The sequence below is a fragment of the Aquiflexum sp. genome, from assembly GCF_977115555.1.
In genome coordinates this window covers 1-4,181 of record NZ_CDSBKL010000356.1, presented here as the reverse complement: position 1 = coordinate 4,181, position 4,181 = coordinate 1, and the positions used below count along the sequence as shown (strand labels likewise).

Below are 4,181 nucleotides of genomic sequence, written 5' to 3'. Positions count from 1 at the left end.
GTAAATTTTACAATTAACGCATATAAACCATATTAATTACGTTTTTTTTTATATATATTTTACTTTTTACATTTTTAATTTAAATTAATAATAAATATATTTTTAAAATAAAACTTGGATATCACCTGATTTCAAGAATGGAGATGGTACAGAATTTGCCATTAGGCAATCTTTTATTGCAATAAGTTGTTTTTAAGAAATTTTAACTTGAAATTAAAATGCGATTTTACACTAAACTCTGTAAAGCTCCTTTTTTGAGGGAGATTATAAAGATTAAAGTAAAGATGGCAACTATTTAAAATCAACAATCAAACCCCATTAACCCATGAAAAAACAATGGAATTTCATTTTCCTTTTGTTTTGTCTTGTGTGCCTGAGTATTCCAAATCTCAGTTTTGCACAGCAAAGTCAAATAACTGGAAAAATTACAGACGCTGATTCGGGAGAAGGAATCCCGGGGGTCAGTGTTTTGGTAAAGGGCACAACTAGAGGTGCCATTACTGATTTGGATGGGAATTACTCCATAGCGGCTGCTGCAGAGGAAATTCTTGTCTTCTCATTTATCGGATATGTCACCACTGAGCAGCCTGTCGCTAACAGGTCTGTCATCAATGTTGGATTGGCAGTATCTGTACAAGCCCTCAACGAGGTAATTGTAGTCGGCTATGGTACCCAAGAAAGAAAGGAAATCACAAGTGCCGTGACTAGCGTCAAGGCTGAGGATTTCAACCAAGGTACTGTAAATGATCCACGTCAATTGCTTCAGGGAAAAGTGGCAGGTCTAAACATCGCCAGACCAGGTGGCAACCCTAACGCAGGTTTCAACATGCGTCTAAGGGGGATATCTTCTATTGGAGAAAATGCCGAACCACTTGTTGTTATTGATGGTGTGATCGGTGGTTCCTTGAGTACAGTGGATCCAAATGATATCGAGTCAATGGATGTGTTAAAAGATGGATCCGCAGCTGCTATCTATGGAACTAGGGGTTCTGCCGGTGTTATCTTGGTAACTACCAAAACAGGAAAAACCGGAAGAACCGTTGTTGAATTCAACAGTAGTGCTGCCGTAGAAAATGTAGCTAGAACCATCAGCGTCATGAATGCTGATGAATACAAGCAAATCCCAGGTTCAAGAGACCTAGGAGGAGATACTGATTGGATGGATGAAGTGACCAACACAGGATTAAGCTTTATCAATAACCTTTCACTTGGTGGTGGAAGTGCAAGTACTAGCTATAGGGTTTCGATAAACTCCCGAAATGTGACTGGTGTAGGTATCAATTCAGGTTTTGATCAATTGAATGCGAGGATAAATTTGACCCAAAGAGCATTAAAGGACAAAGCCATCTTTACTGTAAACGTTTCAAATACATCTATCGATAGACAATTGGGTAACGAAAACTCTTTCAGATATGCAATCATAAGTAATCCAACAGTACCTGTCCGGGATCCAAACCCACAGAGTCCAAATTTTGGAGGTTACTATGAGCGGGATATTTTCGATTGGTTCAACCCTGTTTCCATCGCTGAGCAAAACATTGCCGATGGACGTGATAGCAGACTCCTTGCCAGTATCCGTGGTGAATATAATTTTACAAGCAAATTTAGGGGTGCAGTATTCTATGCCAGCCAGAGAGAAACTGACTGGAGAGGATCTTATTCTCCCAAGACAGCGAAATTTGGAGGAGGTTTTGGACGGAATGGCTTAGCTACCATAGAAAATAACGTGAGACTAAATGACCTTTTCGAAACTACTCTTAATTATGATGAAACTGTAGGTAAAGTCGGAATGGCTTTCTTGGCAGGTTATTCTTTTCAAGAGTTTTTCAATCAAGGAAATTATACCCAAGCCGGTAATTTCTTGACAGATGCATTTACGTATAACAACATAGGTGCAGCACTTGACTTTGCTAATGGTTTGGCAACAGTTTCAAGTTATGCCAATACAAACAGACTGGTTGCATTCTTTGGCCGTGCCAACTTCAATATTGAAGATACCTACTTATTGTCTGTTAGTGCAAGGTATGAAGGATCTTCAAGGTTTGGAGAGAACAACAAGTGGGGTCTCTTTCCTGCGATCAGTGCAGGTGTAAACATCGCCAACCTGATTGACATGACAGGCGTAAGTGCCATGAAATTCAGAGCAAGTTACGGTAGAACAGGTACACAGCCTGGTCAATCCTACATTTCATTACTTAGATTTGGACGTCAGGGCAACTTTTTTTACAACGGACAATTTGTACCGTCATATGGACCGGTATCTAATGCCAACCCAGACTTGGCATGGGAAACAAAAGACGAATATAACGTAGGATTGGATTTTGTGATTCTTAACAATAAATTGGATGGTACTATTGACTACTATACTAGAGTAACCACAGGAATGATCTTACCGATCAATGTTCCTGTACCACCAAATCTTTTCTCTACCACCCAACTGAACATTGGTGAAATGCAGAATTCAGGTCTAGAAGTGATGTTGAATTACAGGGCAATCCAAAAATCAAATTTCAGATGGACTACTGGTGTCAATTTCTCAACATTAAGGACCAACCTTAGGAGCTTATCCGCAGGAGACTTGAGTTTTGGAGAGGTTAACTACCGATCAAACTTCGGATCCCCAGGTCAAAACTTAACCCAATTGATAAGAATCCAAGAAAATGGACCTTTGGGCCAAATATGGGGTCCCATTCAGGTCGGAGTAAGTGATACCGGAGCTCCGATAATGAAAGTAATCAATGGTACTGCTGTTGATGCAAATGGAAATCCTGTTTATTGTAACTGTAATGATGACAGAACCCAATTGGGCACAGCTTATCCTACTTTGAATTTTGGTTTCAATAACACCTTTAACTATAAGAACTGGGATTTGAATTTCTTCTTCAGAGGTTCATTTGGACATTATTTGATCAACAGTTACAGAGGTTTCTATGAGAACACAGAAAGTACTACTGTTCAAAACTGGAATATTGTCAACACCAAGTATTTTGACCCGGCAATTACAAAAGCAGAGTATAACAGTACTCACGTAGAAAAAGCTGACTTTGTGGTTTTGGATAACGCAACGCTTGGTTATAACTTTAATTTGGGCCCAGGCAGAACAATCGGGAGGATCAGGACTTTCCTTTCAGTTCAAAATCCATTCATGATTACTGGATATACCGGTGTAGATCCTGAGGTAAGATACGGGGATTCGGAATCAAACAATGATCCACTTGCACCGGGTATAGAGCGTAGAGCGACGTATTTCACTACTACCATCACTACTTTCGGCCTTAATTTAAGTTTCTAAGCTAAAACAAAAGATATCATGAAAAAATTAATCAACATACGATACTTCTTGATTGGCCTGGGAATGTGTTATTTCGCTTCATCATGTGTTAATTTAGAAGAGGAAGTCTTTAGCGAGGTTACAGCCGATAACTTCTTTAAAACTGAGGAAGAATTTATTTCTGCCCTTGGACAAGCCTATACTTCCTTAGGTGGATTAGGTAACCACTCAGGTCTATGGTCCATCAATGAAATCGCATCCGACGAAATCGTAGTCTCACACAAAGGTGGTGACTGGTTTGACGGAGGCGTGCTTTTACAATTGCATCAACATGAATTCCAACCTGATAATCCTTTCTTCCAAAATTCATGGAACTTCCTATTTGGAGGAATCAATACCTGTAACAGGTTGATCTTTTCTTTTGAACAATTGGACAACCCTAACTCTCCGGCATTTATCGCCGAACTAAGGGCGCTAAGGGCTTTATATTACTATTGGGCAATGGATGCTTTTGGCAATGTTCCAATTGTAACTGACTTTACCGATGTAGAAGCCCCTGCTACTAAGTCAAGGAAAGAAGTTTATGATTTTATCTTGAGCGAACTCAATGAAATCATTCCTTTGCTTCCGGTGGCAAAAGACGGAACTACCTATGGCAGAATGACCAAATGGAGTGCTTTGATGATCAGAATGAAGCTTTACCAAAATGCAGAAGTATATACAGGTACTGCTCAGTGGGCATTGGCTGCTGCTGATGCCTCTGAAATCATAAATAGCGGCCCTTATAGCTTGTCTCCATCATACAAGGACAACTTTGCCATCAACAATAGTGGATCCCCTGAAAACATCTTTGTGTATCCTTATGACAAAGTATTTGCCGGAGGTTTCAACTGCGTAATGATGACGCTTC

Annotated in this window: 2 protein-coding genes; both read left to right on the top strand. The window is 39.8% G+C overall.

What is annotated here, in order from left to right:
* Positions 1-325: 325 nt before the first annotated feature.
* Positions 326-3,292, top strand: coding sequence for a SusC/RagA family TonB-linked outer membrane protein (locus ACZFYI_RS16535; protein WP_462525234.1), 2,967 nt, complete (start codon positions 326-328; stop codon positions 3,290-3,292).
* 18 nt (positions 3,293-3,310) lie between these two features.
* Positions 3,311-4,181: RagB/SusD family nutrient uptake outer membrane protein (locus ACZFYI_RS16530; protein ID WP_462525233.1), on the top strand; the 871-nt coding region annotated here is incomplete at its 3' end.